This window comes from Ruegeria sp. CDSA236 (assembly GCF_059611285.1).
Genome location: NZ_JBXWPG010000013.1, coordinates 94,126 through 118,580, shown reverse-complemented (window position 1 = coordinate 118,580; position 24,455 = coordinate 94,126). Strand labels below are relative to the sequence as shown.

Sequence of the window (24,455 nt, the reverse complement as noted above, 5' to 3'; positions counted from 1 at the left end):
GGATCATCGAAGTGGTCGACGGTCTGGCCGCAAATGGCGAGGACGGTAACGGTGAGGTCGAGGCCAAAGTCAAAACCGAAGTCGCAAACCTATGCGCCAGATTCCCAATCTATCCAAACTTGTAAGAATTCAGTCATCCAAGAAACAAAACGGCGCCAATCCGGCGCCGTTTTTTTTGTGGTCAGATAAGCCCCTGCCACATCATGAAGATCAGCAACAAAGCAGAAAAGGCCAACAGGTTAAAAGTCAGCCCGCCCAGCATTCCCAGAAACCACCCCATCCGCCGATCCGCCAAATTGATACCCCCCAGATGTTTTTGCACCTCTTCCGAGGCCTGGATCAGTTTCGGATTGTCCAGCACAAGTCGCAGTTTTGGATGGGCCGCCATCTGCTCTGCTTGTGCCAGGACCATTGCCTGTTTGTATATCCGGCGCGGCAGTTGCCTTTTGGCCTTTTTGACCGAGGCGGTCAGCGTTTTGTCGCGCACACCCAACTTGTCACGCAACAGCTGTATGGTCTGCGCAATTTGGGTTTGTATATCTGTGTCTTGCGGCATGCTGCGGCCTCCTGAGCTGACAGTTTACCCATGTGGAATAGGAGCCACAATGGGGCTGGCCGTTTCAGATTGCGGCGGGTATCACGGCTATATGCTGAACACGATCATACATGGTGAACCTACCGACAAGCCCCCTTTGCTGATCGCCCATGGCCTATATGGCTCGGCCCGGAACTGGGGGGTCATCGCCCGCCGGCTATCTGACGAGCGGCAAGTTGTGGCGGTTGATATGCGCAACCACGCAAACAGCATGTGGACGCATGACCATGGGTATTCCGATCTAGCAAATGATCTGGCCGAAGTTATCGACCAGTTCGGCGGACAGGCAGATGTCGTCGGACATTCGATGGGCGGCAAGGCATCCATGACTTTAGCCCTGCTGCACAGCGCAAAGCTGCGCAAACTGGTGGTGGCAGACATCGCCCCGGTGGCCTATAGCCACAGTCAGATTCAGTTTATTGAAGCGATGCGCGCGGTGGACCTTTCCCGGGTCGAGCGTCGCTCGGACGCTGAACAACAACTGGCCGACAACGGAGTCGAAAAAGCCCTTCAGAGCTTTTTCACGCAGTCACTCGACATCAACGGACAGCGTTGGCTTTTGAACCTGGATACTTTGGCCTCTGAAATGCCCAAGATCATGGGCTTTCCTGAAATAGACGCATCCTGGGGTGGTCAAACACTGTTTTTGTCCGGGGGGGAGTCCGACTATGTGCTGCCTGAACATCGCTCTGTGATCCGCGGAATGTTCCCTTCGGCACGTTTTGCAAAAATACCTGGTGCAGGACATTGGTTGCATGCGGAAAAACCGCGTGAGTTCGAGGCCGCCGTCAGGACGTTCCTCAACGCCTGACCTGACCTTTCGAACGATCACAGCTCGGGTTCTGGCGTTTCCTATTGGCTAGGCGACTTCGCCCCCGCCATTCACCCAATCGACCAAGCCACCCAGGTTATAGACCTGCTCATACCCCATGTCCTGCAACAGTTTTCCCGCAAGGGCAGCGCGGCCACCCGAGGCACAATACAAGACAATTGGGCGATCTTTGCGAAGCTCTGGATCATGTGATTGCAGAGTGTCATCCGCCCGAAATTCCAACATACCGCGCGGGATATGATGTGACCCCGAAGCACGCCCTGCCTGCTGCAATTCCGCTGCATCGCGGATGTCCAGAAGCAGGCCACCTCGCTCCAGGATCTCGACCGCTTTGGCTCTCTGGATTCGCTCGACGGTGGAGTTCGCAGCTTCCATCATTTGTTTTACGTTCAACGGCATATGGTGTCTCCTGAAGAAATTTACGGGATGCTAACATGCAGGAACTGGAAGGTGTAGCCTGACAGGCCCTCACCTTAGACTGGATAGATATTGGACATTTAATGCAGGACACCGATTTTTGCGCTGGACCAATCCCGGTATTCAATTCCCGCCGAACCCGAACCAAAGCAAATCGGGAGAGGTCCCGCTGCATCGAGACTTGAAAATCAATCAGGGTGGCAGAGGTGGTGCGGGCGGTGGGACTCGAACCCACACGGGCATACGCCCTTCAGATTTTAAGTCTGATATGTCTACCATTCCATCACGCCCGCACAGCGCGTTGGGCCAGTTTTTAGGCTGAAAGCACCAGTAAGGCCATAAGGCTATGAACACAATGCGTTTCGCCGATGCAACTTGCGGAAATTCAATCGCCGCCTTTGACCACCACCCCATTTACGCAGGTCATCAGAAAAAGTCCTCGGAAAAACTCTTCGTTACGCAATTCGCCTGCGCTGTCCCAATCATTCTGACTTTTGGAAAATCAAGAAATAGAAAGAATCTTAGAGTGAAATGGTGCCCCCACACGGACTCGAACCGCGGACCTACTGATTACAAATCAGTTGCTCTACCAGCTGAGCTATAGGGGCACTTGGTGTCGATTAATGCCTCTTGTTACGGACTTCAAGACAGAATTTTGCCGCCGCTTAACGATTTTCTGTATTCATGGCACTGGGTCTGGCCCAGAGATTTTACTCCGCCTGGTTTGACTGTGCGGAGTACAGCCTGTAACCCAACAGATAATGTGCACGAACGCGAGGGTAAAAACCGAATATGCAGGTTGCAATCCACGCAGGTGCTGCGTTCACCGATGAAGGTCTCGTATTGCGGTCCCTTCAACGCAACACCGGCGCGTTGCATCAAAATGGTGCATCCGCATTTGGCCCGCGCCGTTATCGGCAAATTTTCGAACCCGCCTTTGCTGCCATTGAAAACCAGGATGAAATCGGTGCCGCAAAGGAAATGCTTCGGGCTGGGTTGCGATCGGCTCCGAAGGTCGATCGTTTGATTTACTCATGCGCCAGCTTTGCAGGCGATGTTGGAAATGCACTGGACGACGGGCAGCTATACCCAAATGCGGGACGCCGAATGGAGTTGCTTGAAAAGTCCTTTCCTGACCACGAAATTGAGCTTTGTATGGGTTTTTTAAGCCCTGGCAGATTTATTCCCAAAGCTTTGATGTCGCTACCTGAACAGAGTCGCCTCGACAAAATGCGAAGTACCGATATCAGCTGCCTCAGCTGGATCAGCATGGTCGAGGACATCAGAGATCTTGCGCCCAATGTCAAAATCACACTCTGGAGCAATGAGGACGCACCTCTGATCTGGGGAGATATAATCCGTGCAATCGCGGCCCTCCCCCCGGACAACACGCTGGTTGACGAGTTTGATTTACTGCTGTCACTTCTAGACGATTCAGGCAAATCCAAAGGTCTGGCATTGATTGATCAAAGCCTGGAACAGGACGAACATTTGCGTGACGACCTTGCCACGGTTTTGGAGGAACACGCCAAAACCGAGCTCACAACAGAAGAGCTTGATCTGCCAGATTGGAGCATGGAAATCGTCGACGCGTTTGCAGAATTATATGCGCAGGACATGGACCGACTTGAGTCCATGCCCGGAGTGCAGGTTCTAAAACCTTGAGTCTATAGCGGGAAAGCAGCCGTTACATTCCCAACGCTTCCTTGTACATTTCCAACACCGCCTCTTCCTCGGCGATGTCGTCTTTGTCACGTTTGCGCAATGCGATCACTTTCCGCATGACCTTGGTGTCGTAGCCCCGCGCTTTTGCCTCGGCCATCACTTCTTTTTGTTGCTCCGCCAAATCTTTCTTTTCCGCATCCAGACGCTCGATCCGTTCGATGAACTGGCGCAGCTCACCCGCGGTTACACGGTAATTCGCGGCGGCCTGATCTTCGGTATTCTCTTCCATCTAAGTCTCTCCCAGAGGCTGGTTTGTCATGCTGAAAAGGTGGGCAACAAGCGGGATACATCGGTGCGAGCCAAGCCGCAAGCATGCAAAAAACCAGTCTCGCTTGTGCGGGCCAGCGCGATCAGTTAAGCGCTCAGGTCAGACGTTGAAAGATGGAAAACGATGTTCGAATTCATCACCTGGGGCGGTGCCGCCCTGTCACTTATCGGCCTGGCTGGGCTGGTTTGGTGCATTCTGCATGTCATGAAAGCCCGCAAATCCGGCCTGTCTGACGATGAATTGCGCGCCGTTGTTCAACGGGTGCTGCCCTGGAACATGGGCGCGCTCTTTTTGTCGGTGATAGGTCTGATGCTGGTTATACTTGGAATCTCGTTCGGTTGACTGCGGCCATCAAACCGGCAGATTGTCGAAACGCGCTTCCATAACGTCCTCGCACAGGGCCGCATCCAGGCGACGCAGGCGCGCAGGAACATCAACACCCTGCAGACGCATCTTCTCGATGACCTTTGTGACACTGGGCTGAAGGGCAAGGCGGGTATCAACACTGGCGCCCTTCAGTTTTTTCTCAAGTTGTTCGGCTTCGGAATACAAATCTATTCTCGGCATATCCATCCTCCCAAATGTCATCAGTTACCTATAGTTTAGTAACGGTTTTAAGACTTACATCACTCGGTTATTCTATCGCGCGAAAATTCGCCCGACCGCCCCCTAACATCGGCGCGCTTTCGCAGGATGCCAGAATTTTAGCCCAACTTTGCCGCTTCTGCCTTGACCGGCATCAAATCACCAAATGTTGATTGCTTCACATTCCGTTATTAATATATGACTAAGACCTAACCGGCGGAGGAAACCATGACGCCCAAAGTGAAAGCATTTTTTGACGCCGAGACATTCACGGTGTCTTATCTGGTTCAGGATCCTGAAGGCGATGCCTGCGCGATCATAGATAGTGTTCTGGATTTCGATCACGCATCCGGCCGGACCAATACGCGATCTGCGGATGAGATCATCGGATATGTCCAATCCAATTCGTTGCGAACCGAATGGATTCTGGAAAGCCATGTCCATGCCGACCACCTTTCAGCAGCCCCCTATTTGCAGCAGAAACTCGGAGGCAAGATTGGCATCGGTGATCAAATCGTCGCCATCCAGGAAACTTTCGGGAAAATTTTTAACGAGGGTACCGAGTTTCAGCGCGATGGTAGCCAGTTCGACGCCTTGTTCCGCGACGGCGACGGATTTCATGTCGGCCAAATGAGAGGGGACGTCTTGCACACCCCCGGGCATACGCCCGCCTGCATGACCTATGTCATCGGCGACGCGGCATTTGTCGGAGACACGCTGTTCATGCCGGATTTTGGCACCGCGCGATGCGACTTTCCCGGCGGATCGTCCGGAGATTTGTACAACTCGATCCAGAGGATCCTTTCACTGCCGGATGCGACACGCATCTTTGTCGGGCATGACTACAAAGCTCCTGGGCGGGACGAGTTTGCGTGGGAAACAACTGTTGAAGAGCAAAAGGCCTTGAACGTGCATATCGGGCAAGGTCGACCTATCGAGGAATTCGTTGAAATGCGCGACGCCCGCGATGCCACTTTGGCCATGCCGCGGCTGATCCTGCCCTCTTTACAAGTCAATATGCGGGCGGGTCAGATGCCGCCTGAGGATGAGAATGGCGACGTGTTCCTGAAACTACCAGTGAACAAACTTTAGACGGCTAGAGCCGAACTTCTTGGGGGAACAAATCAGTGTATTCAGAATGGATATGGGGACTGGTAGGCGGCCTGTTGATTGGTCTTGGCGCAGCAGTTTACCTGCTAGGAAACGGTCGTGTAATGGGGGCGAGCGGTATCCTGGGAGGGCTTGTCGATCGCTCTGACCGCTCGGCCGAGCGGCTGTATTTCCTCGCTGGGATGATTGGGACGCCGTTGATGCTAAGCCTGTTTTTGTCGCCGGGGCCGCAGACAAACCTGACCTCGAATTTGACGGTTGTGATCGGGGCTGGGCTGCTTGTCGGTATCGGGACACGAATTGCCAACGGGTGCACCTCTGGACATGGGGTGTGCGGCATTTCCCGGTTTTCGGTGCGCGGGATCGTGGCAACGATCCTTTACATTGCGGCCGGGGCAGTGACGCTGGCCTTGTTTCGCCATGTCTGGGGGGTGATCTGATGCGCAATCTGATATCGCTTCTTTCGGGCTCCTTGTTCGGAGCAGGCCTGTTGATTTCCGGCATGACTGACACAACCAAGGTTCAGGGGTGGCTGGATATTTTCGGCAACTGGGATCCGACACTCGCATTTGTGATGGGGGGAGCCATTGTGCCCATGATGATCGCATGGAGGCTGGTTCCAGATCGCAAACCGCTGTCGGGTGGGAAATTCCCGACGATGGTTCAGCATGAACTGGATCGCCGCCTTATCATCGGATCGGTCATGTTTGGCATGGGATGGGGATTAGCGGGACTGTGTCCCGGTCCAGCCATCGCGTCTCTTACGTATGGCGGAACCGGAGGCGTTGTGTTTCTGGTTTCCATGCTCGCAGGGATGTATGCCGCTCCTGCCGTAGGTGCAAAACTGGACAGAACCGTAAACGCGACCTAAGCAGTAGCCATGGAGATTCGACCGATAACCCCCCGCTATGCCGTCTCGCCGCAAATTTCGGTCGAGGATGTTCCCACTATTGTCGAGGCAGGCTTTGTCAAAGTGATCTGCAACCGGCCGAACAGCGAAGTTCCCGAGGATCTCCAGTCAGATGCTATCGGACAGGCCGTGCGTGCTGCCGGGTTGGAATACGAAGTGCTAGAGCTGACGCATCAGACCATGACGCCCGAAAACGTCTCCTTGCAACGTGACCTGGCAGAATCCTGTGCCGGTCCGGTACTCGCATATTGTGCATCGGGCACGCGTTGTTCTGTGATCTGGGCATTGGGGCAGTGCGAAAGCATGAGCACCGAAGACATCCTTCAGGCGACGACCAAGGCAGGCTATGCGTTGGACAACCTACGTCCAACCTTGGAAGAAATACGCAGATCAGTGACTTGAGCCGTCTGCTAACTGCCTTTCAGCGCGCTTTCATCCCCAGATAAACCAGCCAGTTGAGATATCTCGGCAACCATGTGTTCCGAATTCTCGAGGTTCAATTCTGTCCCCTTTTGGCCCAGCGCGCCGGGGGAAAATGGCATTATTTCCTGCCCGTGTTCGGTTGGCCCCTCTTCGTGTATACTGGCTGAACTCGCCTCAAGGAACTCATTTGCTTCGGGCTGGGAAAATGTCTGAGTTTGGTAGGTTTCGTTCAGGCGCACCGCACGCAGCCCTCCGCATTGGCCGAGTCGTCCGATCGCGGCCCGGCTGCGGTCGATCGCCACAATCTCGGTACGATCCAGCCGCGCCCCGATCAATGGCAACACATCCCCCACCGCCAGTTCTGTAAGCGTCGCCAGAGACAAGGGCATCCGGCAGACCACCGTATTCAAATCTGCCCTCAACACGCCCGATGCCTGATCAAGCCTGCCCTCTGGCTCATCATGAATCACCTCCGTCTCGGCCGTTTCAGCCGGTCGGATGGGCAACAGTACTGAAAGCTGACCTTGTCTCAGCCCACCGCCAAGTTCGACTGTCAGTTCAAAAACTCGGTATTCCTCTTCCACCATCGCCAGGGTCAAAGTTCGCAGATCTGCAAGGCGCGAAGCATATTCAAAACCGATCAGGCACATGCGGTCACTCGCCGTTTCGACAAGTGATGCCGCGCGAGACAGCCCCTCTTCGATCCAAGGGGACACCATGGCCGCGTCCGTATCGGTGAACCCCCGCGCAGAAGGCGCTCCGGGCATCACCTCGCCTATTGTCTGAGCCTGCACGACAGCCGACACTAACCCTATATCCATGCAGATCGCAGACAAGCTGCTGTCAGAGCCTGAAAAGAGCAGCAATATCCAATCCTCATCCAAAGACTGTGTCAGCCCACCTGGTGGCCGACAGGATTGTTTGGCGCCAATAACCGACAACGGCATCTGCAAACGATCTTCTGCCGCGCGCGCAAAAGCCAGACGCAGCGCACGGAGGATCGAGCGAGGCTTGTCACCCTTTTCCTCCTGACTGATCGAAAGCTTGCGCGCCAGAGCCGCGCTGACAGATTGCGTCATGCCTAAAACCGCTGATTGTTCCTGCATTCTCTTTCAGGTCTAACCCGGCGATAGTTACCAACCTGTTTATACAGCCGTCACTGCGCAGCCTGTCGGTAGGCCTGTGGCAGCCTGACCCGGAACGCAGCCCCACCATGGCCGGGCAAGTAGCTGATATCGCCCCCCAGTCTTTGCATAATCTCACGGCAGATCGCTAATCCCAGCCCCGCACCACCTGCCTTGTCGCCTCCGACGCGGGCAAATTTCTCAAAAACCATCTGCCGGGCATCTGGAGGAATGCCAGTGCCGTTATCAGCAAAATCAATGACGACCTGCCCCCCGACATCATGCGCGGAAATGGTCAGAACCGGTTCTTTGGCATCACAATATTTCTGAGCGTTCGAAATCAGGTTGATAAACACCTGCCCCAGACGGTCCAAATCCGTATGCAGGAGAACGCGTTCGGAGGTTTTCGACCGCCGGACGGTTAGTTTCTGGCTGGTTCCAGCCAAGGCACTGGACACAGCACGATCCAAAACCGACCGCAGGGTGTCACCGCTCTTGTTCAAATTGACTCGCCCACTTTCCAGAACGCTCAGGTCCAGCAAGTCATCCAGCAGCCGTGTCAACCGAAGCGCCTCGTCATGGATGATGGCAGCGTAACGCGTTCTTTCTTCGCTGGTCAGACCTTCGGTATCCCGCATGATCTCGGAAAATGCTCGGATCGAGGTCATGGGGGTTCGCAATTCGTGGCTGACTTGGCTGAGGAACCCGTCCTTCTGTTCGGAAATTTGCGTCAGCTTGGTGTTCGCCTCACGCAACTGACGCGCCGTACGGCTGAGTTCAGCGGATTTCGCTTCCAGTTGGCTGGAGTATTCCAACATCTGCGCGGATTCGTCAGCCACAGCGAGCAAATCCTCGACCGAAACGGAGGAACCACCAACAATCTGCCCGATCATCGCATGCGCTGTCGCCGCCCCGACCGAGCCGCTGAGTTCACGTTCCAACCGCTCCAAAAACCCTGGCGTAGGTTCGGGCAGGCTGGACCGCCCACCCTGCTGTTCGGCCTGTGCCTGAAAGAACTCTTGCGCCGGACCTGCGCCCAAAATGCGCTGGGTCATGATCATCAGGTCTTCGCTTTGTGCCACCGATCCGGTCCAACCGCGCAGCGCGACCGAATGGTCGAATACGTTGACGAATTGCGCGCCCTGCAACCGTTCAAGCGGGCTTGGGAAGCTCAGCAAAGAGGCCGCGCAAAATGCCAGCGTGTTCAGCGACAGCGACCACAACACAGCGTGCACCATCGGGTCCATTCCGTCGATCCCGAACAAGGCCTGCGGGCGCAACCAGCCCCATCCGAACGGTCCGTTCTGCAGGACACTATCCGACATAATCGCGCTGCCCATGCCGGGCAACAACAGCGTGTAGATCCACAACAAGAACCCGACCGTCAGCCCGACCAAAGCGCCTGTTCGCGTCGCCCCGCGCCAGAACAGCCCCCCAACCAGCGAGGGCAAAATCTGGGAAATCCCGGCAAAGGCCACCAGACCGATCGACGCCAGCGCAGCCCCGCCGCCGGAGATGCGGTAATACGAAAACCCAAGCACCATGATCACGGCGATTGAAATCCGCCGGGACAGCAAAACCACATTGCGGACATCACCGGATACGGCGCCAGCGCCCTCCTGCCGGCTAAACCAGATCGGCATCACGACGTGATTTGACACCATGGTCGATAGGGCCATTGCCGTGACAATCACCATCGATGTGGCGGATGAAAAGCCGCCAATAAAGGACAGCATCGCCAGCCATTCATTGCCCTGCGACAGGGGCACCGTCAGCACGAACAGATCCGGATTCGATCCTTCGGGCAAAAGGTCCAATCCTACGACCGCGATTGGCACGACAAAGAGACTCATCAACAGCAGATACAGGGGGAAGGCCCATGCGGCTGTCCTCAGATGCCCTTCATCGGCGTTCTCCACCACCATCACCTGAAACATCCTCGGTAGACACACAAAGGCCGCAGCCGATAGAAAAATAAACGTGGTCCAGCGTCCGGCATTCACATTCCACTGCCCGATCTCAGAGGCATCGATGCGGTCCATCATCGGACTGACTCCTCCGGCTATACCCCAGACAACGAAAATGCCCACGGCCAGCAGCGCAAAAAGTTTAACGACAGATTCCAATGCGATGGCCGTGACAACGCCATGATGGCGTTCGTTGGCATCCAGATTGCGGGTACCGAACAGAATGGCGAACACCGCCAGCCCCGCCGCAACCCAGAACACACTGGACCCTTCGCGGTAAAGACCGCTTGGGTCGGCCTCGGCAAAGATTGAGAATGACAGCGTAATGGATTGAAGTTGCAGCGCAATATAGGGTGTCCCGCCCAACACGGCCAGAATTGTGACGCAAATCGCCAGAGTGTTCGACTTGCCATAGCGAGACGAAATCAGGTCAGCGATTGAGGTCACCCTCTGGCTGCGGCCAACCCGAACCAGCTTGCGCAATCCCCACCACCAACAGATCATGACCAGCGTGGGGCCCAGATAGATCGTTACGAACTCCAGCCCCGACCGGGCGGCGTTCCCTACCGCGCCATAAAAGGTCCAGGCGGTACAATAGATCGACAGCGACAGCGTGTAGATCAACGGAGATCGCAGCCACGCTCCCCTGCCCGCCGCGGCCATTCTGTCGGCGGCGAATGCGACGCTGAACAACAGCACCACATAGCCCAAACAAACCAGGATCAGCACGTTCAGCGTTGCCATCAGTCTTGACCTGGCTCGGAATCATCGCCGGTTGATATGCGTCTTGCGGCGAACCCAAAGAGGACGCTGGCAACGATCAAAACCGCCCAGCATGTGAAGATATAGAGAATCGCAGAAGACAGCGGCACTCCGTCCGCTGCATCGCCCCCACGCGGCCACAGCAACGGAATCGCAATCAGCGCGGCCCCCAATATGGGCAATAAACGGGCGGCGTCGGTTAGCCTGCGTCGGCGGTAACTTTGACGCTCAAGAAACAGCGACGGCCGCGCACCAGATGGTTGGCGGTCGTCCTGCATGCTCATGACCGCGAGGCCTGCGCATGCAAATCGCGGACGGCGGTCAGAACTTCTGCATTGGAAAACGGCTTTGTCATGAACCGGCTGACCCCTGCATTCTCGGCCATCTCACGATCTTTCGATTGGCCACGAGCCGTTAGCATCAGAACCGGAAGATTTCGCAGCTCTTCGAGTTCGCGCAAGTCGCGCAAAATCTCCATCCCGCTTTTGCCCGGCAGCATCACATCCAGAATCACAAGATCCGGCTTCGCGCCCTGTATCACCAGCAGCGCATCCGTCCCTTCAGCATGCGTTTCAACCTGCCATCCCTCGCGGGTCAGCAAAAACCGAATGGCTTCAGCAATGTTCGGCTCATCCTCGATCAACAGAACCTTTCGGCTCATATATTTCATTCCTCCCCGAGACGGGCTGCACCACTGTCAACCTGTCCGAAACAGCTTATGCGCAGTGTCACGAAACTGTCAAAAACCTTCGCTCAAAATCGAGGGCTCTCGGCGCGATTCACAGTCCTTATTGGGGCAGACCCGGCAACTTGGGCCAACATGGGCAACCGCCTGACTGCCCTGAGGGCTTTCTTCGACGGATCGAACCAGCATGACCGAACGATAAACCGGCGCATCTTCATAGCCGGAAATGGATTGCGGCCAGGCATAGGCATAACAATCGAATTCCGCGGCCGTTCGCCCCAACTGAACGATCCGTTTTCGGATCGGAACCAGCGGCCGGTTCAGCGCCTGAAACAGCGGCCACAGAGGACACGCCTCGCCGAACCTGGGCATGGCAAAACCGGGCACCGATTTGCTGAACAAAATGCTGCCTGAGGCATCACATATCACCAGCCCGGTCGGGCGCGACAAATACCCTTTGGGCAAGGCGGCCAGCCGCCTCAGCACGGTGGCGATGTCGACTGAATACTCTGTTGCCAAAAGCAAAGGATCTGTAACTCCCCGATCCAAAGCCCCTTTGAGCGCATCCAGAGGCAAAAGCCGAGCGTCGGATTCGTAAACGTCCAGAATATCCCGCGCCACTTTTCGCGCGGCAGAGGAATCAATCTCATTCAGATTAACATCTGCGCTTCCGCCTCCGGATTCGATTTCCGGGAAATGGTGATCATGCCTGTCAAAAAATGCTTCGACATCTTCCAGAGGGACCCCGCGACGATCCTCGGCCCCCTCGGAATCATCCAGATAGGCCACCAGCGATTTGGAGCTATCGGCCAGGCGTTCGGCATCCTGGTGCAGGTTCCGGTGGAATCGGTCTTGCCACTCGGGTTCAATCTCTTGCGTTTCAGCAAGAATGGCAGCGGTGGAACGAATCGCGGCGGCTGTCGAAAGGACCTCGTGCATGGATGCCGCCAGATGCGGATCGTGGGTCAAACGATCCGACAGGGTTTCAATCGTTCGCTCTAACGACACCACTCGGCTGTGCATTTGCGCCAAAACGCCCGCCCACCCTGGAAACCTACTTGCGAATTCCTCAAGCCCGTCCACTTCGGCTTTCTGGCCAACTGCATCTGCCGCAGCCTCGCGCAGCGCAGAAATCAGCGTCGCCTCGATCCCCTGGGTTAGCACCGAAGGCTCAACGGTCAGAGCCGCAGCGATATCCACCAGCAGCTTTCCTCCGATCCTGCGGCGGTTATGCTCGATCAGGTTCAGATAGGATGCCGAGATTCCAACCTGCCGTGCAAGCTGGGCCTGACGCAATCCTGCGATCTGCCGCCTTTCGCGAATACGGCTGCCTGTTAACGTGTCCCGCAAAAATTTCCTCTTTTTCCGCTGGCTCCTTTGGTCAACCTCAGAAGCATTTTCAAAACTATTATTTAAATATAAGTCTTTAGCAATTAATTTTCTTGAGCAATTTACTTTCTTCACAAACGCATCCCGCAATTCCAAACACCCGGTCCACGGTGTAACCCATTTGCATATTTCGAAAATCACAGGCCTTCCCCTTCTATTTTCGGCAAAACACCTGCACCATGGACATATGAGCGACCCAGCCTTTGAATATGCGCCGATCGGATTGGTCGAGTTGGAGAACCGCGTGATCCGCCGGTGTAATCTGCAGTTCGCACGCACTTTCGGCGGTGAAGAGGCCGATTACCGCAACATGCCCCTGCTACACCTCTATCCTTCTGTCGCAGATTGGGAACGTATCGGCGCACGGAGCCTGCAAATCATGCGCGACACCGGATATTATACGGATGAGAGGGTCATGCGTCGCCGCGATAGCGACTTATTCTGGTGCCGCGCGCGTGGACGTTCGCTAACGCCTGAAGATCCATTCCGCCATGGCATCTGGAGTTTTTCGGATATTTCCGAGGAACGCCCTTTGGTCGAGCTAACCAGCCGTGAGCGCGAGGTTGCCATTCTGTCCTGCAAGGGCTTGTCGGCCAAGGAAATCGGTGCGGAACTAAACCTGAGCTATCGTACAATCGAAGCCTACCGTGCGCGGCTGCTCGAAAAATTCGGGGCACGTAAACTGCCTGAACTGGTTGCGAAACTCTCCGGAATGCCGCTGTAACGCTGTTTACCACTGGTAATCTTCAGCAAAACCCCCATCTGACAGGCCGAGACTGTGCTTTTCATGGCCGTACGCTTAGCTTATAACGCTGCGTAATCAGACCAAAGCCCGCGCGAAACAGACGGGCCAAAGGGGAACCGTCGAGGACACTCATGACAGATACCAAACACGAAGCGGATGTGGCGTTTATCAAGGCACTGGCCGAACTGCTGCGGGAAAACGACCTGACCGAGTTGCAGGTAAAGCGTGATTATGGCGAAGATGACAGCCTGAACGTACGTGTTAGCCGCATGTCACCCGTCGCCGCTCCGGTCCAGGTTGCGGTCCCGGCGGCCGCGCCAGCCGCAGCCCCGGCAGCCGCACCTGCAGCAGCTGAAGCACCCGCAGCAAGTGACGATCCAGCCAGCCATCCGGGCGCTGTGACTTCGCCCATGGTCGGCACCGTGTACATGCAGCCCGAGCCGGGTGCGCCGTCCTTCATCTCCGTCGGTGCCAGTGTTTCCGAAGGCGACACGCTGCTGATCGTCGAAGCGATGAAAACCATGAACCACATCCACGCGCCTAAATCCGGCACTATCAAGCGTATTTTGGTGGGTGATGGCGATGCTGTGGAATTCGGCACTCCTCTGGTCATTGTTGAGTAAGGCGGCCCCATGTTCGACAAGATCCTGATTGCCAACCGAGGCGAGATCGCCCTGCGCGTCATCCGCGCCGCCCGCGAGATGGGGATTAAGACAGTCGCCGTCCATTCAACCGCAGACAGTGACGCGATGCATGTACGCATGGCGGACGAATCGGTCTGCATCGGCCCCCCGCCCAGCCCACAAAGCTATCTGTCGGTGCCTGCGATCATCTCAGCCTGCGAGATCACTGGCGCTCAGGCGATCCACCCGGGCTACGGCTTTTTGTCTGAAAATGCCGAGTTTGTGCAGATCGTCGAAGATCACGACATCACCTTCATTGGCCCCACCGCTGAGCATATCCGCGTGATGGGGGACAAGATCACAGCCAAGGACACGATGAAAGCCTTGGGCGTTCCCTGTGTGCCTGGTTCAGATGGTGGCGTGCCGGATCTGGCCGCAGCCAAGCGGATCGGTGAAGAATTCGGCTATCCTGTCATCATCAAGGCCACCGCCGGTGGCGGCGGACGCGGCATGAAAGTCGCGATGAGTGCGGATGAGATGGAAAGCGCCTTTATGACCGCGCGCGCCGAAGGCAAAGCCGCATTTGGTAATGACGAGGTCTATATTGAGAAATACCTGACCACACCGCGCCACATCGAGATTCAGGTCTTTGGCGATGGCAAGGGCCAAGCGGTTCATCTGGGCGAGCGCGACTGTTCCCTGCAGCGCCGCCACCAAAAGGTATTCGAAGAGGCACCCGGCCCCTGCATCACCCCCGAAGAACGCGCAAGGATCGGTAAGGTCTGTGCCGATGCGGTTGCCAAGATCAACTATATCGGTGCAGGTACGATCGAATTTCTGTACGAAAATGGCGACTTCTATTTCATCGAGATGAACACCCGCCTACAGGTCGAGCACCCGGTCACTGAGGGCATCTTTGGCGTAGATCTGGTGCGCGAACAAATCCGCGTTGCGGCTGGTCAGCCAATGTCATTCGGTCAGGATGATCTGAAAATCAATGGTCACGCCATCGAGGTTCGGATCAACGCCGAGAAATTGCCAAACTTCTCGCCCTGCCCCGGAAAAATCTCGGCCTACCATGCGCCGGGCGGTCTGGGTGTGCGGATGGATTCAGCGTTGTATGACGGGTACACGATCCCGCCCTACTACGACTCACTGATCGCCAAACTGATCGTGCAGGGCCGCGACCGACCCGAAGCACTGGCCCGTCTCGAACGCGCATTGGGTGAGTTGATCGTGGACGGAATCGACACGACGGTTCCCTTGTTCCACGCGCTTCTGCAAGAAAGTGACGTCCAAAGCGGTGATTATAACATCCACTGGCTGGAGCACTGGCTTGCGGAGAATATGGCCGACTAACTCTGCTGGGTCGGAAGGTTGCCGCTTTCCGACCCTGAGGCGCCTGGCATGAGCCTTTCCCCGGAATTACTGCTCCATGGATATTCCATCGGTATCTTCCCGATGGCTGAACATCGCGATGATCCGGACCTGTTCTGGGTTGATCCTAAGTTTCGCGGCATCTTCCCTCTGGACGGATTTCACATCTCACGCAGCTTGGCCCGCAGGATTCGGAACTGTGGGTACACGGTGTCAATCAACAGGGATTTTGCCGGCGTTGTTGATGGCTGCGCTGATCGCACGGATACCTGGATCAATCAGGAACTTCGCACCCTTTACCAAAAGCTGAACCAATCCGGTCACGCCCATTCGCTGGAAATCTGGGACGGCCCGAATTTGGTTGGGGGCGTTTATGGCGTTACTCTTGGCGCTGCCTTCTTTGGCGAAAGCATGTTTTCCCGACGCAAGGATGCCTCAAAAATTGCGCTTGCTTATCTGGTCGACCGGTTGCGGTCCTGCGGGTTCAAACTGTTCGATACACAGTTTTTAACCGCGCATCTCGCCTCGCTCGGCGCGATTGAGGTGCCGCGGACACAGTATCGGAACGCGCTGGAAGAGGCAGTGACTATTGCAGCAGATTTCTCTGCTGATCTCGATCAATCGCCGGATGGCGTGATACAGCGGATCACCCAGACGTCATAGCGCGAATGATCAAGCGCATTCAGGGCTGGCGAGGTGGCAATCATCCACCCGTCAAACAGCTGATCCGTTCCGCCTTGTTCCCAAATGGTCAGGTAGGCAAACGCGTCCCCTGTTGGGTTATCTGCAGGATAGCGGCAATCACCCAGTGCGACATCCAGCCCAAAGACTGTCTTGGATTGGCCGTTTTGCAGTTCGACATCAACGGTCTGGCCATTGACCTTATCCAGCCCTCTGAGCATTGCACCCGGTCCAGATTGAACCTTTTGCTGTGCCGCTACCCCAGAGGCTGCCAGTATTGCCGCGATCAGAGCATATCGCTTCATTCGCCGCCATCTCCGGCGACGAACTTAACCAAAAGCGAAATCAGGCTGACTGCGCCCTGTGTATCCTCGACCTGATCGCCCGGTTCAAAGTTAAAGAGCGATCCGCCTGGCATGACTTCTACAAAGTTACCACCCAGCAACCCTTCGGATGAGATCACGATAGCACTGTCATCGGGGACTAAAATTCCATCAGAAATCGCAAAAGTCGTGTCCGCCCGGTAGGTTTCCGGGTTCAGGGCCACTCCTGTCACGGTGCCGATTTTGACCCCGGCAAGCCGCACGTCCGTTCCGACGCCGACGCCTTCGAGCGAGCGGAAAGAGGCGTTAAGCTCATAACCAGAACCGCCCTGGGACAGGCCTGTCGACTGGCTCGCATAGACGCCAAACGCTATTGCCCCGGCCAGGACGGCGCCTCCGACCAAAACTTCTGAAACTTTGTAAGATGACATTGCTCGCCTCGTCTTATTCCGGGTTCCAGGCCTCATAATCCGAACGCTCGACCGGATCCGGGCGGCGCAAAGACCCCGCCGGTGCATAAGCAAGCGCGGTTCCTGTCAGGTTTTCCTGATGCGGTTTTTCCCAGGATTTATGTGCCAGAGGTTTATCGGTTGGCGGTTCGTCCCAGGTGCGGTGCAACCAACCGTGCCAATCGGGATCAACCCTGCTGGCCTCGGCCTCGCCGTTGAAGATCACCCAACGCCTGCTGTCATCCGCGGTACGATAAAACATATTGCCTTCATTATCTTCACCGACTTTCACGCCTTTGCGCGCGGTGTAAATCTGGGTGTTCAGGGTGGCCCCGTTCCACCAGGTCACGGCGCGCAAAAGACTGTTCAGGATTCCCATCGGCTGCCTCCGGCATTTTTGTCTCTGCAGATATGGACCAAAGGTCCGCCAAGGTCCAGTGCTAGGGTAACGTTGCGCATCAATCCGGCAAAACTGCGGTCACTTCAATCTCGATGCGGTCCTCTGGCGTGATCAGGTTGCATTCGGTCACTGTCGCCGCCGGCGGGTTTTCACCAAATGCCTCAACCAGCAAGGGCCAGCACAGTTCAAATTCTGACATGTCCGAAAGGTAGTAGTTTACCCGAACCACATGCGCCAAATTTGATCCAGCCTCATCCAAGGCCTTTTCAATCGCCTGCAGCGCGGATTTGCACTGTCCGACGATATCTTTGGGAATGATTTCGCCTTGTGCGCAGGTTCCGGCAACAAAGACAAAACCGTTTGCAACCACTGCCCGGCAGTAGCCGACTTTGGCCTCATATTGACCGCCCGAGGAAATTCGCCTTATCGTCATCCTGCCCTCCCAAACACAAAATGGCGCGGGATCACCGCGCCATCTGTTGCAATTCAAATTCAGTGATTACCCGGCCGAAGCTGATTCCGCCGCATCCGCATAGATGATCAGCGGCTGCTTGTCCGAGGATACAGCCTCTTCATTGACGACAACTTCGGTCACGTTCTTCATGCCAGGCAATTCGAACATCGTGTCCAGAAGGATGTCTTCAAGGATCGAGCGCAGCCCGCGTGCACCGGTCTTCCGTTCAATGGCGCGTTTGGCGATAGCCTTGAGCGCATCGTCGGTAAAGCCCAGCTCGGCATCTTCCAGTTCGAACAGACGCTGATACTGTTTGACCAGCGCGTTCTTGGGTTTTGTCAGAATGGTGACCAGCGCATCCTCGTCAAGATCCTCAAGCGTGGCCAGAACTGGCAGACGTCCGACAAATTCCGGGATCAGACCGAATTTCAGCAGATCTTCAGGCTCCAGCTCTTTGAAAATCTCACCCACGCCGCGATCATCATTGTCCCGCACATCGGCACCAAAGCCCATGGCCGAGCCTTTGCCGCGCTGTGCGATAATTCTATCCAGACCCGCAAAGGCACCACCGCAGATGAACAGGATATTCGTCGTGTCCACTTGCAGGAATTCCTGCTGCGGATGCTTGCGTCCACCTTGCGGCGGAACACTGGCGACGGTGCCTTCCATCAGCTTCAGCAGCGCCTGCTGCACGCCCTCGCCCGATACGTCGCGCGTGATCGAGGGATTCTCGGATTTGCGCGTGATCTTGTCGACCTCATCGATGTAAACGATGCCGCGCTGCGCGCGTTCGACATTGTATTCGCTGGCCTGCAACAGTTTGAGGATGATATTTTCGACATCCTCGCCCACATAACCGGCTTCGGTCAGCGTGGTCGCATCGGCCATGGTAAAGGGCACATCCAGAATGCGCGCCAGAGTTTGCGCCAACAACGTCTTGCCGCAGCCTGTCGGGCCGATCAACAGGATGTTGGATTTGGCCAGCTCGATATCGCTGCCGGCCTTCTGAGCGTGATTCAATCGTTTATAGTGGTTGTGAACCGCCACTGACAGAACCCGCTTGGCCGTAGCCTGACCGATCACATAATCGTCCAGAACTTCGCAGATGTCTTTCGGCGTCGGCACTCCGTCAGAAGATTTCAGCCCGTTGGCTTTCGTCTCTTCGCGGATGATGTCCATACACAGCTCGACGCATTCATCACAGATGAACACGGTCGGACCTGCAATCAGCTTACGCACCTCATGCTGGCTTTTGCCACAGAAGCTGCAGTAGAGCGTGTTTTTGCCGTCACCGCCTGAATTCGTCGCCATGATCTACCTTTCGGGCTCCATCCTATGCCCCTTGCGGGGCCGCGCTTGCGCCTGTTCGTGCAGCTTAGGCCAGCACTGTGGCGGCTACAATCTCAAAATACCCCCCGTATCGGCGACACGAGGGGTCTGGGCTTAGCCCTCTTCGCCGCTCATCTTGGCGCGGTTTTCAACGATCTCGTCGATGTGACCCCATTCCTTAGCCTCTTCCGGGCTCATGAAGTTGTCACGGTCCAGCGCCTTTTCAACGGCCTTTTTGGTCTGTCCAGTATGGCGTACATAGATATCATACAGGCGATCCTTCAGCTTTTGCGTCTCAGCTGCGTGGATCATGATATCACTTGCCTGACCCTGATATCCGCCACTGGGCTGGTGCACCATGATGCGGCTGTTCGGCAGGGAAAAGCGCATACCCTTCTCACCACCGGCCAGCAGAACCGACCCCATCGAGGCCGCTTGACCGATCACCAATGTGGAACATTTCGGTTTGATATACTGCATTGTGTCGTAAATCGACAAACCGCTGGTGACCACGCCACCCGGCGAGTTGATGTAGATCGAGATTTCCTTGTTCGGGTTTTCCGCCTCAAGGTGCAGCAGCTGAGCAACCACAAGATGGCTCATCCCGTCGTGGATCGGGCCGTTGATAAAGATGATCCGCTCTTTCAGAAGGCGCGAGAAGATATCATATGCGCGCTCACCCCTGCTGGTCTGCTCAACGACCATTGGGACAAGCGTGTTCATGTATGTGTCAACGGGATCGAACATAAGAAACCTGCCTGCTTTGCTATGGATCGGGACACTACCCGAAAATCTGTTACCTGAGTCTTAGTATCGCCACAGTGGGGCTGCAAGGGGTGCAGGAAACTTCATGCCCTGCAAATGCAAATAGATATTCAGCGGTGACTAAAGCGATACGCTCTTCTAAGTCGAAATCTGCGTCGAACTCTCACAAGTTCCCCTTTTCCCCTCACCTCATTTTGATTCATGCATATGAGAGTAAATGTTCATAACTAGCTGACTTGCGACCTTCTCCAGGCAGCAACACAAACAGGCGCCCAAAGTGTGGGCTGGTAAGGAAACAGAGGATGGCCCTTCCACAACTTTCACAGGAAACATCTCCGGAAAATTTCGACAAAATGGTTGAGAACGCAACGCATGCTGCAAATTTCCTCAAGGCCATCAGCCACGAAGGGCGTCTCATGATCCTGTGCCACCTGGTATCGGGAGAAAAGTCAGTAACAGAACTGGAAGAGCTGCTTTCGGCGCGGCAAGCGGCTGTTTCGCAACAACTGTCGCGGTTGCGACTTGAAGGGTTGGTGACGCCTCGCCGCGAAGGCAAGGCGATCTTTTATAGACTGGCCGATGAACGGCCACGCCGGATGTTAGAGGTTGTCTACGAACTCTTTTGCAACGAAGAATAAGAGCAATCCGCTATCCCGGCTACTTACGACTTACTTTTGGAACAGTCTTGATAGCCGGCGGACATGGCCATTAGCAAACTGTCATAGTGCGAAATTCCCGTGTCAAAACTCACGCCTACGGGATCCAATTCAAAGATCGTGGCCCCGGTTCCTTCGATCGCTGTCCGCACCAGCCTTGTGTCAAATTGCGGCTCGGAAAAGGCACAAACAATTCCTTCATGCTCAACCTTTTCACGCAAAGCCGCCAATCGCGCCGGCCCGGGAGAGGACGCATCGCCAAGACTGACTGCGCCGGATGACTCCAGCCCAAATCGCTTTTCGAAATACTGATAGGCATCATGAAACGTTATGAATGACAGCGTCTGCATATCTGTCAGATCTGTCATAATTTTTTCTTTCAGTTCAACCAGTTCCCGATCAGCGGTCGCCGCGTTCTGCTGATAAGCATCGGCGTTTTCAGGGTCCGCCTCTGAGAGCGTTGCGGCAATTACCTGAACCCAGATACGTGCATTTTCGGGATCCAGCCAGGCGTGGGGGTCAACCCCTTCGTGATCATGGCCATGGTCGTCTGCATGGCCCGCATGGTCGTCGTGATCGTCATGACCCGCATGATCGTCGTGATCCGCGTGATCGTCGTGGCCATCATGATCCGCACGGTCATCATGGTCATCATGGTCATCATGGTCATCATGGTCATCATGATCGGTCGCATCCCGGAATTCATAGAGAATTGTTCCATCCGCATCCAACAAAGAGACATGCAGCGCATCCGGCGACAGCGCGCCCAAGGGTTTAACCAGCCAAGGGGTCAGCTCTTCTCCAGTCCAGAATACGATCTCGGCGGATTGTAAAGACCGCGCCTCAGAAGGCCGCATCGCGTGATCATGCGGAGACGCGCCGGGTGGAATGATCAAGCTGGGCTCACCCACGCCGTCCATCACCCGGGCGACCAGCGAATGGACAGGCGCAATATCGACGGCCACGCTTGGCGCCTCGGCGATTGCCTGGCCCGCAAACGCAAGTGAGCACACATATAGTGTAGATCGGAACATTTTCCCTCCAAATTGATATGTTATTACATTCGTTGAGCGCTTGTTAATCCGGACGTTATTACATATCAAGTTCAAAATCATTGGAGCCCCGTCATGAGCACCGTTGGATTCAGACAACACGATCACGCCCACTGCGTTCACACTGCGCTGTCTCAGGCCGAAAACAAGTGCAGAACAAAGCGCCTGCAGTTCACCACTGTCCGACGCCGTGTTCTTGAGATCCTGTTGGAAAAGCACCGGGCAATGGGCGCATATGATATCCTGGCTGTGCTAGCTGCAGAAGGGCTCGGGTCGCAACCTCCGGTCGCGTATCGTGCACTGGATTTCCTTGTGCAAAACGGGTTCGTGCATCGTATCGAGCAACTGAATGCCTATACAGCCTGCGCCCACCCGACCCATGACCATGTCCCCGCGTTTCTGATCTGCAGGTCCTGCAAAGCAGTGGCTGAAACGGAAACCGAGCTGACACAGGGTCGATTGGGCGCTGCGGCGAACACCTCGGGGTTTCAAATCGAACGAGTAGTGGTCGAGGCCGAGGGCCTATGTCCCGAATGCGTAGGGTCGGCGGCATGAATACCCCCCTTATTTCATTGAAAAACATGTCCATTCGGATCGACGGCCGCACGATCCTTGAACATGTGAATGCGGCAGTTTCCGAAGCAGAGATCGTAACCATTGTGGGGCCCAACGGATCTGGTAAGTCGACTCTTTTACGGGCGATCATTGGGGCCATTACCCCATCAGAAGGCCAGGTAAGCCGCGCACCCGGCCTGCGCATCGGTTATGTCCCGCAAAAACTGGCTTTGGACGCCGCTTTACCGATGACCGTGCAACGTTTCCTGGGCTTACCCAAACGGATCTCGGCCCGCAAAGCGCTGGATGCACTAGAACGAGCGGGCGTCCCGGATCTGCGCAACCGGCAAATGACCCAACTTTCGGGCGGTCAATTTCAACGAGTTCTGCTGGCGCGCGCACTCCTTGATGATCCTCAGGTCTTGCTTTTGGATGAAGCGACGCAAGGCCTGGATCAACCGGGTGCAGCTGCCTTTTATCAACGCATTGAGCAGGTCAGACGCGACCTTGGTTGCGCGATCGTGATGGTCAGTCACGATCTGCACGTTGTCATGGCGGCCTCAGACCGTGTGCTATGTCTGAACGGACATATATGCTGCGAGGGGTCGCCTCATACCGTCGCGGACGCACCCGAATACCGGGCCCTATTTGGCAGCGGAACCAAGGGCATGATGGCCCTTTACCAACATCAACACAGCCATTCGCACGACCATGACCACCACCACGACCAGGAAACAACCAACTGATGTTAGACGATTTTATGGTTCGTGCGGCGCTGGCGGGTATTGGTGTTGCACTCGCGGCGGCCCCTTTGGGGTGCTTTGTGGTATGGCGCAGGATGGCCTATCTGGGCGAAGCCACAGCGCACGCGGCTGTTCTGGGTGTGGCACTGTCTCTGGCGTTTTCGCTTCCGATGCTGCCGTCGATTGTGGCGTCAGCGCTTGCCATGGGGCTTACCGTCACGCTTTTGCGTGGCAAGGGGTTGGCGATGGACACATTACTAGGCGTAATAGCGCATACAGCCCTGGCCGCAGGACTAGTCACCGTCGCCTTGCTGTCCGACGTCCGGCTGGATTTAAATGCCTTTCTGTTTGGTGATATCCTGGCTGTCACCAAAGGCGATTTGGCAACCATTTGGGGCGGCGGCGCGTTGATCCTGGCAGTCATGATCTGGCGCTGGTCAGCCCTACTTGTCGCCACGCTGAACCCGGACATGGCCTATGCATCCGGCATTGACCCAAAGCGCGAGGAGGTGTGGTTGACGCTGACCATGGCGCTGGCCGTTGCCGTAGCAATCAAAGTGGTAGGGGTTCTGTTGATTGCCGCCCTGCTCGTCATCCCGGCAGCCGGCGCGCGGTCTTTGGTGAAAACACCTGAAAATATGGCGTTCGGGGCCGCCATCATCGGATCAGCTGCCGCCCTTGTCGGGCTGTGCGGTGCGTATCTTGCCGACACTCCGGCCGGGCCCAGCATCGTCTGCGCCGCAGCTGTGATCTTTCTGGTAACCGCCGCCATCGGGCCGCTTTTTCGTAAAGAATAGATTGCCGGTTCAAAACTCTGGTTCACCATTAGCAAAACTGCTACGAAAATCGGGACTTATACAAAAGGAGAGACCTATGATCCGAGCCGCACTTATTGGACTGGCCCTTTGCACACTCGCCGCATGTGAAACCGCTAAAGGCGCCGGTAAAGATATTGAAAAAGCAGGTGACGCAATTCAGGGCGCAGCCACCGAGGTTCAGGAAAACATCTGATTCCTTTCGGAATGTAGCGGTCAAGATCGGGCGGCATACAAGATATAGTTGCCCTCTGCACCCGGACCCGCTATCCTTGCGGACACAGGTGCATAGACGCGGCATTGCATTTCTGACACGATCACGGGGTTCTTGCTTAAACGCAAGAACCCCGTTCCCGTTTAAGGGGGAATTAAATCGCTGCCTGTATGAATCCGGGGCCCGGAAAAAGGAAAAGGCGTCAGGTGCGCAGACGCGGTCTTTGCACGTGCCCAAAGGACACCCCTGACGCCTTACCGGTTCGACACGCCCGAGGGACGTCCCGATCCAGTTGCTTTGTCCCCCTAAGGGGCCACAGCCGCTGAACAGAGCCCGAGGGCCCCGCACAGCACGCATTAACCTTCTGAGAGCTTGATCACCTGTTTCAAACTTGACGCCCAAATCAGCGGATCACGCACCGGTAAGTCTTTGCAGTAGAACAAAATCCTAAGATTTCCCTTCACCGCAGCGACCCCCTTGGC

The 24,455-nt window shown here is 55.8% G+C and carries 32 protein-coding genes and 2 tRNA genes; 16 read left to right on the top strand and 18 right to left on the bottom strand.

Translation table 11 applies throughout. The features are described from left to right. Positions 1–181: 181 nt before the first annotated feature. A complete protein-coding gene (locus tag AC2FLB_RS18120; RefSeq protein ID WP_281973222.1) occupies positions 182–556 on the bottom strand; it encodes a hypothetical protein in 375 nt (124 codons plus the stop codon). A gap of 49 nt (positions 557–605) precedes the next feature. Between AC2FLB_RS18120 and AC2FLB_RS18115 the strand changes: the two genes are divergently transcribed. Continuing rightward, complete coding sequence (locus AC2FLB_RS18115; protein WP_399171133.1) at positions 606–1,406, top strand: alpha/beta fold hydrolase; 801 nt, start codon at positions 606–608, stop codon at positions 1,404–1,406. A 48-nt stretch (positions 1,407–1,454) separates the two neighbouring features. On the opposite strand, the gene AC2FLB_RS18110 is transcribed toward AC2FLB_RS18115, so the two are convergent. From AC2FLB_RS18110 to AC2FLB_RS18100, 3 genes are all read right to left on the bottom strand, one after another. Next, positions 1,455–1,826 carry a rhodanese-like domain-containing protein gene (locus tag AC2FLB_RS18110; RefSeq protein ID WP_496709791.1) on the bottom strand — a complete coding sequence of 124 codons (372 nt, stop codon included), beginning with the start codon at positions 1,824–1,826 and terminating at the stop codon, positions 1,455–1,457. Between the two features lie 225 nt (positions 1,827–2,051). After that, a tRNA-Leu gene (locus tag AC2FLB_RS18105) sits at positions 2,052–2,137 on the bottom strand. Positions 2,138–2,376: 239 nt separating this feature from the next. Further along, positions 2,377–2,452, bottom strand: a tRNA-Thr gene (locus AC2FLB_RS18100). Between the two features lie 499 nt (positions 2,453–2,951). On the opposite strand from AC2FLB_RS18100, the gene AC2FLB_RS18095 reads away from it, so the two are divergent. Beyond that, positions 2,952–3,509 (top strand): hypothetical protein, encoded by a 558-nt coding sequence (locus AC2FLB_RS18095; RefSeq protein ID WP_271950360.1) that lies wholly within the window; start codon positions 2,952–2,954, stop codon positions 3,507–3,509. A gap of 22 nt (positions 3,510–3,531) precedes the next feature. Here the strand turns inward: AC2FLB_RS18095 and AC2FLB_RS18090 are convergent, their stop codons facing one another. Further along, positions 3,532–3,798 carry a DUF2312 domain-containing protein gene (locus tag AC2FLB_RS18090; RefSeq protein ID WP_142638157.1) on the bottom strand — a complete coding sequence of 89 codons (267 nt, stop codon included), beginning with the start codon at positions 3,796–3,798 and terminating at the stop codon, positions 3,532–3,534. A gap of 162 nt (positions 3,799–3,960) precedes the next feature. On the opposite strand from AC2FLB_RS18090, the gene AC2FLB_RS18085 reads away from it, so the two are divergent. Beyond that, on the top strand, positions 3,961–4,179 hold the full coding sequence (locus AC2FLB_RS18085) for a carboxymuconolactone decarboxylase family protein (protein WP_142638212.1): 219 nt from the start codon (positions 3,961–3,963) through the stop codon (positions 4,177–4,179). Positions 4,180–4,188: 9 nt separating this feature from the next. Here AC2FLB_RS18085 and AC2FLB_RS18080 read toward each other — a convergent pair whose 3' ends face one another. Further along, positions 4,189–4,404 carry a hypothetical protein gene (locus AC2FLB_RS18080; protein ID WP_496709790.1) on the bottom strand — a complete coding sequence of 72 codons (216 nt, stop codon included), beginning with the start codon at positions 4,402–4,404 and terminating at the stop codon, positions 4,189–4,191. 246 nt (positions 4,405–4,650) lie between these two features. Here AC2FLB_RS18080 and AC2FLB_RS18075 point away from each other — a divergent pair, with 246 nt between their 5' ends. From AC2FLB_RS18075 to AC2FLB_RS18060, 4 genes are read left to right on the top strand one after another with little or no spacing between them, the layout of a single operon-like run. Beyond that, the gene (locus AC2FLB_RS18075) at positions 4,651–5,514 is read left to right on the top strand and encodes an MBL fold metallo-hydrolase (RefSeq protein ID WP_282022110.1); all 864 of its coding nucleotides are present in this window, start codon (positions 4,651–4,653) and stop codon (positions 5,512–5,514) included. 35 nt (positions 5,515–5,549) lie between these two features. After that, positions 5,550–5,972, top strand: a complete 423-nt coding sequence (locus tag AC2FLB_RS18070; protein ID WP_496692838.1) for a YeeE/YedE family protein — start codon at positions 5,550–5,552, stop codon at positions 5,970–5,972. Continuing rightward, entirely contained in the window at positions 5,972–6,403 is a 432-nt protein-coding gene (locus tag AC2FLB_RS18065; RefSeq protein ID WP_496698102.1) for a DUF6691 family protein, read from the top strand. The genes AC2FLB_RS18070 and AC2FLB_RS18065 overlap by 1 nt, the downstream gene beginning before the upstream one ends. A gap of 9 nt (positions 6,404–6,412) precedes the next feature. Continuing rightward, positions 6,413–6,844 carry a protein tyrosine phosphatase family protein gene (locus AC2FLB_RS18060; protein WP_142638147.1) on the top strand — a complete coding sequence of 144 codons (432 nt, stop codon included), beginning with the start codon at positions 6,413–6,415 and terminating at the stop codon, positions 6,842–6,844. 8 nt (positions 6,845–6,852) lie between these two features. Here the strand turns inward: AC2FLB_RS18060 and AC2FLB_RS18055 are convergent, their stop codons facing one another. The 5 genes from AC2FLB_RS18055 to AC2FLB_RS18035 all read right to left on the bottom strand — a co-directional run bounded on the left by AC2FLB_RS18055 (position 6,853) and on the right by AC2FLB_RS18035 (position 12,753). Further along, positions 6,853–7,944 (bottom strand): FliM/FliN family flagellar motor C-terminal domain-containing protein, encoded by a 1,092-nt coding sequence (locus AC2FLB_RS18055; RefSeq protein WP_496709788.1) that lies wholly within the window; start codon positions 7,942–7,944, stop codon positions 6,853–6,855. Between the two features lie 77 nt (positions 7,945–8,021). Continuing rightward, positions 8,022–10,700, bottom strand: coding sequence for an ATP-binding protein (locus AC2FLB_RS18050; protein ID WP_496703393.1), 2,679 nt, complete (start codon positions 10,698–10,700; stop codon positions 8,022–8,024). Then, positions 10,700–11,002, bottom strand: a complete 303-nt coding sequence (locus tag AC2FLB_RS18045; RefSeq protein WP_281973229.1) for a hypothetical protein — start codon at positions 11,000–11,002, stop codon at positions 10,700–10,702. Before AC2FLB_RS18045 ends, AC2FLB_RS18050 begins: the two co-directional genes overlap by 1 nt. Continuing rightward, a complete protein-coding gene (locus tag AC2FLB_RS18040) occupies positions 10,999–11,379 on the bottom strand; it encodes a response regulator transcription factor (RefSeq protein ID WP_142638139.1) in 381 nt (126 codons plus the stop codon). The genes AC2FLB_RS18045 and AC2FLB_RS18040 overlap by 4 nt, the downstream gene beginning before the upstream one ends. 78 nt (positions 11,380–11,457) lie before the next feature. Further along, positions 11,458–12,753 (bottom strand): helix-turn-helix domain-containing protein, encoded by a 1,296-nt coding sequence (locus AC2FLB_RS18035; RefSeq protein ID WP_496709787.1) that lies wholly within the window; start codon positions 12,751–12,753, stop codon positions 11,458–11,460. A 226-nt stretch (positions 12,754–12,979) separates the two neighbouring features. On the opposite strand from AC2FLB_RS18035, the gene AC2FLB_RS18030 reads away from it, so the two are divergent. The 4 genes from AC2FLB_RS18030 (at position 12,980) to aat (ending at position 16,200) form a co-directional block, all read left to right on the top strand. Beyond that, entirely contained in the window at positions 12,980–13,516 is a 537-nt protein-coding gene (locus tag AC2FLB_RS18030; RefSeq protein WP_142638135.1) for a helix-turn-helix domain-containing protein, read from the top strand. Positions 13,517–13,668: 152 nt separating this feature from the next. Next, positions 13,669–14,160, top strand: a complete 492-nt coding sequence (accB, locus tag AC2FLB_RS18025) for an acetyl-CoA carboxylase biotin carboxyl carrier protein (protein ID WP_281995796.1) — start codon at positions 13,669–13,671, stop codon at positions 14,158–14,160. Positions 14,161–14,169: 9 nt separating this feature from the next. Next, on the top strand, positions 14,170–15,519 hold the full coding sequence (gene accC, locus AC2FLB_RS18020; protein ID WP_271950374.1) for an acetyl-CoA carboxylase biotin carboxylase subunit: 1,350 nt from the start codon (positions 14,170–14,172) through the stop codon (positions 15,517–15,519). Between the two features lie 48 nt (positions 15,520–15,567). Further along, entirely contained in the window at positions 15,568–16,200 is a 633-nt protein-coding gene (aat, locus tag AC2FLB_RS18015) for a leucyl/phenylalanyl-tRNA--protein transferase (RefSeq protein WP_496709786.1), read from the top strand. On the opposite strand, the gene AC2FLB_RS18010 is transcribed toward aat, so the two are convergent. The 6 genes from AC2FLB_RS18010 to AC2FLB_RS17985 form a co-directional block, all read right to left on the bottom strand. Continuing rightward, complete coding sequence (locus tag AC2FLB_RS18010) at positions 16,155–16,523, bottom strand: DUF2155 domain-containing protein (RefSeq protein WP_142638127.1); 369 nt, start codon at positions 16,521–16,523, stop codon at positions 16,155–16,157. The genes aat and AC2FLB_RS18010 overlap by 46 nt on opposite strands. Beyond that, entirely contained in the window at positions 16,520–16,972 is a 453-nt protein-coding gene (gene mlaD / locus AC2FLB_RS18005) for an outer membrane lipid asymmetry maintenance protein MlaD (protein ID WP_496703388.1), read from the bottom strand. The genes AC2FLB_RS18010 and mlaD overlap by 4 nt, the downstream gene beginning before the upstream one ends. Before the next feature lie 13 nt (positions 16,973–16,985). Continuing rightward, on the bottom strand, positions 16,986–17,369 hold the full coding sequence (locus AC2FLB_RS18000; protein ID WP_271950379.1) for an NADH:ubiquinone oxidoreductase subunit NDUFA12: 384 nt from the start codon (positions 17,367–17,369) through the stop codon (positions 16,986–16,988). A 79-nt stretch (positions 17,370–17,448) separates the two neighbouring features. Further along, a complete protein-coding gene (locus tag AC2FLB_RS17995; RefSeq protein WP_496709785.1) occupies positions 17,449–17,823 on the bottom strand; it encodes a Rid family hydrolase in 375 nt (124 codons plus the stop codon). Positions 17,824–17,889: 66 nt separating this feature from the next. After that, on the bottom strand, positions 17,890–19,155 hold the full coding sequence (gene clpX / locus AC2FLB_RS17990; RefSeq protein ID WP_142638118.1) for an ATP-dependent Clp protease ATP-binding subunit ClpX: 1,266 nt from the start codon (positions 19,153–19,155) through the stop codon (positions 17,890–17,892). Positions 19,156–19,287: 132 nt separating this feature from the next. After that, complete coding sequence (locus AC2FLB_RS17985) at positions 19,288–19,920, bottom strand: ATP-dependent Clp protease proteolytic subunit (RefSeq protein ID WP_142638117.1); 633 nt, start codon at positions 19,918–19,920, stop codon at positions 19,288–19,290. Between the two features lie 320 nt (positions 19,921–20,240). Between AC2FLB_RS17985 and AC2FLB_RS17980 the strand changes: the two genes are divergently transcribed. Further along, positions 20,241–20,576: an ArsR/SmtB family transcription factor gene (locus AC2FLB_RS17980; protein ID WP_142638116.1), complete on the top strand. Its 336-nt coding sequence runs from the start codon at positions 20,241–20,243 to the stop codon at positions 20,574–20,576. A gap of 23 nt (positions 20,577–20,599) precedes the next feature. Here the strand turns inward: AC2FLB_RS17980 and AC2FLB_RS17975 are convergent, their stop codons facing one another. Continuing rightward, positions 20,600–21,628 carry a zinc ABC transporter substrate-binding protein gene (locus AC2FLB_RS17975; protein WP_496709784.1) on the bottom strand — a complete coding sequence of 343 codons (1,029 nt, stop codon included), beginning with the start codon at positions 21,626–21,628 and terminating at the stop codon, positions 20,600–20,602. Between the two features lie 93 nt (positions 21,629–21,721). Here AC2FLB_RS17975 and AC2FLB_RS17970 point away from each other — a divergent pair, with 93 nt between their 5' ends. The 4 genes from AC2FLB_RS17970 (at position 21,722) to AC2FLB_RS17955 (ending at position 23,955) form a co-directional block, all read left to right on the top strand. After that, positions 21,722–22,201 (top strand): Fur family transcriptional regulator, encoded by a 480-nt coding sequence (locus tag AC2FLB_RS17970; RefSeq protein WP_142638114.1) that lies wholly within the window; start codon positions 21,722–21,724, stop codon positions 22,199–22,201. Further along, on the top strand, positions 22,198–22,947 hold the full coding sequence (locus AC2FLB_RS17965; protein ID WP_496690139.1) for a metal ABC transporter ATP-binding protein: 750 nt from the start codon (positions 22,198–22,200) through the stop codon (positions 22,945–22,947). The genes AC2FLB_RS17970 and AC2FLB_RS17965 overlap by 4 nt, the downstream gene beginning before the upstream one ends. After that, positions 22,947–23,741 (top strand): metal ABC transporter permease, encoded by a 795-nt coding sequence (locus tag AC2FLB_RS17960; protein ID WP_142638112.1) that lies wholly within the window; start codon positions 22,947–22,949, stop codon positions 23,739–23,741. The genes AC2FLB_RS17965 and AC2FLB_RS17960 overlap by 1 nt, the downstream gene beginning before the upstream one ends. Before the next feature lie 76 nt (positions 23,742–23,817). After that, entirely contained in the window at positions 23,818–23,955 is a 138-nt protein-coding gene (locus AC2FLB_RS17955; RefSeq protein ID WP_142638111.1) for an entericidin A/B family lipoprotein, read from the top strand. Positions 23,956–24,455: the final 500 nt, after the last annotated feature.

Excerpts from the sequence above, each read along its gene's own strand:
- AC2FLB_RS18120 (WP_281973222.1), bottom strand. The coding sequence starts at position 556 with ATGCCGCAAGACACAGATATACAAACCCAAATTGCGCAGACCATACAG.
- AC2FLB_RS18115 (WP_399171133.1), top strand. The coding sequence starts at position 606 with ATGGGGCTGGCCGTTTCAGATTGCGGCGGGTATCACGGCTATATGCTG.
- AC2FLB_RS18110 (WP_496709791.1), bottom strand. The coding sequence starts at position 1,826 with ATGCCGTTGAACGTAAAACAAATGATGGAAGCTGCGAACTCCACCGTC.
- AC2FLB_RS18095 (WP_271950360.1), top strand. The coding sequence starts at position 2,952 with ATGGAGTTGCTTGAAAAGTCCTTTCCTGACCACGAAATTGAGCTTTGT.
- AC2FLB_RS18090 (WP_142638157.1), bottom strand. The coding sequence starts at position 3,798 with ATGGAAGAGAATACCGAAGATCAGGCCGCCGCGAATTACCGTGTAACC.
- AC2FLB_RS18085 (WP_142638212.1), top strand. The coding sequence starts at position 3,961 with ATGTTCGAATTCATCACCTGGGGCGGTGCCGCCCTGTCACTTATCGGC.
- AC2FLB_RS18080 (WP_496709790.1), bottom strand. The coding sequence starts at position 4,404 with ATGCCGAGAATAGATTTGTATTCCGAAGCCGAACAACTTGAGAAAAAA.
- AC2FLB_RS18075 (WP_282022110.1), top strand. The coding sequence starts at position 4,651 with ATGACGCCCAAAGTGAAAGCATTTTTTGACGCCGAGACATTCACGGTG.
- AC2FLB_RS18065 (WP_496698102.1), top strand. The coding sequence starts at position 5,972 with ATGCGCAATCTGATATCGCTTCTTTCGGGCTCCTTGTTCGGAGCAGGC.
- AC2FLB_RS18060 (WP_142638147.1), top strand. The coding sequence starts at position 6,413 with ATGGAGATTCGACCGATAACCCCCCGCTATGCCGTCTCGCCGCAAATT.
- AC2FLB_RS18055 (WP_496709788.1), bottom strand. The coding sequence starts at position 7,944 with ATGACGCAATCTGTCAGCGCGGCTCTGGCGCGCAAGCTTTCGATCAGT.
- AC2FLB_RS18050 (WP_496703393.1), bottom strand. The coding sequence starts at position 10,700 with ATGGCAACGCTGAACGTGCTGATCCTGGTTTGTTTGGGCTATGTGGTG.
- AC2FLB_RS18045 (WP_281973229.1), bottom strand. The coding sequence starts at position 11,002 with ATGAGCATGCAGGACGACCGCCAACCATCTGGTGCGCGGCCGTCGCTG.
- AC2FLB_RS18040 (WP_142638139.1), bottom strand. The coding sequence starts at position 11,379 with ATGAGCCGAAAGGTTCTGTTGATCGAGGATGAGCCGAACATTGCTGAA.
- AC2FLB_RS18030 (WP_142638135.1), top strand. The coding sequence starts at position 12,980 with ATGAGCGACCCAGCCTTTGAATATGCGCCGATCGGATTGGTCGAGTTG.
- accB (WP_281995796.1), top strand. The coding sequence starts at position 13,669 with ATGACAGATACCAAACACGAAGCGGATGTGGCGTTTATCAAGGCACTG.
- accC (WP_271950374.1), top strand. The coding sequence starts at position 14,170 with ATGTTCGACAAGATCCTGATTGCCAACCGAGGCGAGATCGCCCTGCGC.
- aat (WP_496709786.1), top strand. The coding sequence starts at position 15,568 with ATGAGCCTTTCCCCGGAATTACTGCTCCATGGATATTCCATCGGTATC.
- AC2FLB_RS18010 (WP_142638127.1), bottom strand. The coding sequence starts at position 16,523 with ATGAAGCGATATGCTCTGATCGCGGCAATACTGGCAGCCTCTGGGGTA.
- mlaD (WP_496703388.1), bottom strand. The coding sequence starts at position 16,972 with ATGTCATCTTACAAAGTTTCAGAAGTTTTGGTCGGAGGCGCCGTCCTG.
- AC2FLB_RS18000 (WP_271950379.1), bottom strand. The coding sequence starts at position 17,369 with ATGGGAATCCTGAACAGTCTTTTGCGCGCCGTGACCTGGTGGAACGGG.
- AC2FLB_RS17995 (WP_496709785.1), bottom strand. The coding sequence starts at position 17,823 with ATGACGATAAGGCGAATTTCCTCGGGCGGTCAATATGAGGCCAAAGTC.
- clpX (WP_142638118.1), bottom strand. The coding sequence starts at position 19,155 with ATGGCGACGAATTCAGGCGGTGACGGCAAAAACACGCTCTACTGCAGC.
- AC2FLB_RS17985 (WP_142638117.1), bottom strand. The coding sequence starts at position 19,920 with ATGTTCGATCCCGTTGACACATACATGAACACGCTTGTCCCAATGGTC.
- AC2FLB_RS17980 (WP_142638116.1), top strand. The coding sequence starts at position 20,241 with ATGGCCCTTCCACAACTTTCACAGGAAACATCTCCGGAAAATTTCGAC.
- AC2FLB_RS17975 (WP_496709784.1), bottom strand. The coding sequence starts at position 21,628 with ATGTTCCGATCTACACTATATGTGTGCTCACTTGCGTTTGCGGGCCAG.
- AC2FLB_RS17970 (WP_142638114.1), top strand. The coding sequence starts at position 21,722 with ATGAGCACCGTTGGATTCAGACAACACGATCACGCCCACTGCGTTCAC.
- AC2FLB_RS17965 (WP_496690139.1), top strand. The coding sequence starts at position 22,198 with ATGAATACCCCCCTTATTTCATTGAAAAACATGTCCATTCGGATCGAC.
- AC2FLB_RS17960 (WP_142638112.1), top strand. The coding sequence starts at position 22,947 with ATGTTAGACGATTTTATGGTTCGTGCGGCGCTGGCGGGTATTGGTGTT.
- AC2FLB_RS17955 (WP_142638111.1), top strand. The coding sequence starts at position 23,818 with ATGATCCGAGCCGCACTTATTGGACTGGCCCTTTGCACACTCGCCGCA.